The organism is Lapidilactobacillus achengensis, from assembly GCF_003946655.1.
Taxonomy (GTDB): Bacteria; Bacillota; Bacilli; order Lactobacillales; family Lactobacillaceae; genus Lapidilactobacillus; species Lapidilactobacillus achengensis.
Genome location: NZ_RHOV01000045.1, coordinates 1 through 3,195, shown reverse-complemented (window position 1 = coordinate 3,195; position 3,195 = coordinate 1). Strand labels below are relative to the sequence as shown.

The following is a 3,195-nucleotide window of genomic DNA, read 5'->3' as shown; positions in this document are numbered from 1 at the left end:
CAACTCTTTTGACCTTTGGTCAAGTCCTCGACCGATTAGTACTGGTCAGCTCCATACGTCGCCGTACTTCTACACCCAGCCTATCTACCTCATATTCTCTGAGGGGTCTTACTAACTTACGTTATGGGAAATCTCATCTTGAGTGGGGCTTCACACTTAGATGCTTTCAGCGTTTATCCCTTCCATACATAGCTACCCAGCGATGCGCCTGGCGGCACAACTGGTACACCAGCGGTATGTCCATCCCGGTCCTCTCGTACTAAGGACAGCTTCTCTCAAATTTCCTACGCCCGCGACGGATAGGGACCGAACTGTCTCACGACGTTCTGAACCCAGCTCGCGTACCGCTTTAATGGGCGAACAGCCCAACCCTTGGGACCAACTTCAGCCCCAGGATGCGATGAGCCGACATCGAGGTGCCAAACCTCCCCGTCGATGTGGACTCTTGGGGGAGATAAGCCTGTTATCCCCAGGGTAGCTTTTATCCGTTGAGCGATGGCCCTTCCATGCGGAACCACCGGATCACTAAGCCCGACTTTCGTCCCTGCTCGACTTGTCTGTCTCGCAGTCAAGCTCCCTTATACCTTTACACTCTGCGAATGATTTCCAACCATTCTGAGGGAACCTTTGGGCGCCTCCGTTACACTTTAGGAGGCGACCGCCCCAGTCAAACTGCCTACCTGACACTGTCTCCCGCCACGTGAGTGGCGCGGGTTAGAGGGTTCATAAAACAAGGGTAGTATCCCACCATTGCCTCTGTGAAAACTAGCGTTCTCACTTCATCGGCTCCTACCTATCCTGTACATGTTTCACAAACACTCAATATCAAGCTACAGTAAAGCTCCATGGGGTCTTTCCGTCCTGTCGCGGGTAACCCGCATCTTCACGGGTATTATAATTTCACCGAGTCTCTCGTTGAGACAGTGCCCAAATCATTACGCCTTTCGTGCGGGTCGGAACTTACCCGACAAGGAATTTCGCTACCTTAGGACCGTTATAGTTACGGCCGCCGTTTACTGGGGCTTCAATTCGTACCTTCGCTTACGCTAAGCACTCCTCTTAACCTTCCAGCACCGGGCAGGCGTCAGCCCCTATACGTCATCTTTCGATTTTGCAGAGACCTGTGTTTTTGATAAACAGTTGTTTGGGCCTATTCACTGCGGCTGACCTTGCGGTCAGCACCCCTTCTCCCGAAGTTACGGGGTCATTTTGCCGAGTTCCTTAACGAGAGTTCACTCGCTCACCTTAGGATTCTCTCCTCGACTACCTGTGTCGGTTTGCGGTACGGGTAGTTTATTTCTAACTAGAAGCTTTTCTCGGCAGTGTGATATCAGTTGCTTCGCTACTTAAATTTCGCTCCCCATCATAACTTGTCCTTAACAAAAATAAGCATTTGACTCATTCTCAGACTCGTTATTTGGACATGCTTTTCCAGCCGCATGCTCAACTTAACCTCCTGCGTCCCTCCATCGTTCAAACAAAATAAACTAGTGCAGGAATCTCGACCTGCTTGCCATCGACTACACCTTTCGGTCTCATCTTAGGTCCCGACTAACCCTGGGAGGACGAGCCTTCCCCAGGAAACCTTAGTCTTTCGGCGGATAGGATTCTCACCTATCTTGCGCTACTCATACCGGCATTCTCACTTCTAAGCGCTCCACTGGTCCTTACGATCCAGCTTCTTCGCCCTTAGAACGCTCTCCTACCACGTCATCCTTAGGATGACATCCACAGTTTCGGTATCATGCTTAGCCCCGGTACATTTTCGGCGCAGGGTCACTCGACTAGTGAGCTATTACGCACTCTTTAAATGGTGGCTGCTTCTGAGCCAACATCCTAGTTGTCTGTGCAACCCCACATCCTTTTCCACTTAGCATGATTTTGGGACCTTAACTGGTGATCTGGGCTGTTTCCCTTTCGACTACGGATCTTATCACTCGCAGTCTGACTCCCGAGGACCGGATCAATGGCATTCGGAGTTTATCTGGATTCAGTAACCCTTGACGGGCCCCTAGTCCAAACAGTGCTCTACCTCCATGATCCTAGCCTCGAGGCTAGCCCTAAAGCTATTTCGGAGAGAACCAGCTATCTCCAAGTTCGTTTGGAATTTCACCGCTACCCACACCTCATCCCCGCATTTTTCAACATACGTGGGTTCGGTCCTCCAGTGCGTTTTACCACACCTTCAACCTGGACATGGGTAGGTCACTTGGTTTCGGGTCTACGTCCTCATACTTAACGCCCTCTTCAGACTCGCTTTCGCTATGGCTCCATCTTTGCAACTTAACCTCGCATGAAAACGTAACTCGCCGGTTCATTCTACAAAAGGCACGCCATCACCCATTAACGGGCTCTGACTACTTGTAGGCACACGGTTTCAGGATCTATTTCACTCCCCTTCCGGGGTGCTTTTCACCTTTCCCTCACGGTACTGGTTCACTATCGGTCACTAGAGAGTATTTAGCCTTGGGAGATGGTCCTCCCGGTTTCCGACCAGATTTCACGTGTCTGGCCGTACTCAGGATCCAGAACGGAGGGGCTCAACTTTCATCTACGAGGCTTTCACTCTCTTTGGCGCAGCTTCCCAACTGCTTCGACTAATTGATCCTTTTGTAACTCCATATGTTCTGTCCTACAACCCCAAAGAGCAAGCTCTTTGGTTTGGGCTCTTTCCCGTTCGCTCGCCGCTACTTAGGAAATCGAATTTTCTTTCTCTTCCTGCAGGTACTGAGATGTTTCAGTTCCCCGCGTCTGCCTTTACTTAGCTATGTATTCACTAAGCAATCATTATCATCTCTGATAATTGGGTTCCCCCATTCGGAAATCTCCGGATCAAAGCTTACTTACAGCTCCCCGAAGCATATCGGTGTTCGTCCCGTCCTTCATCGGCTTCTAGTGCCAAGGCATCCACCGTGCGCCCTTTGTAACTTGACCATCTGAAAACCTACGGTTTTCTCTGGGTCATTTACGCAAAAATTGCGTGGTTGTTTCTCGGTTATTACAGTTTCATAGTATCCAGTTTTCAAAGAACGAATTTTGAGAGTAAACCTCTCAAAACTAAACAAAGTTTCGACTGTGCAGTTTCCGTAAGTTAGTTTGGCTTTGACCCCAAAACTAACAGTTCCTTAGAAAGGAGGTGATCCAGCCGCAGGTTCTCCTACGGCTACCTTGTTACGACTTCACCCTAATCATCTG

2 rRNA genes are annotated in these 3,195 nt (G+C 49.8%); both read right to left on the bottom strand.

The annotated features are described in order from the left end of the window. Window positions 1-15: 15 nt before the first annotated feature. A 23S ribosomal RNA gene (locus EKM94_RS12155) occupies window positions 16-2,934 on the bottom strand. Between the two features lie 195 nt (window positions 2,935-3,129). Then, window positions 3,130-3,195 (bottom strand): 16S ribosomal RNA (locus tag EKM94_RS12150); the annotation flags it as partial.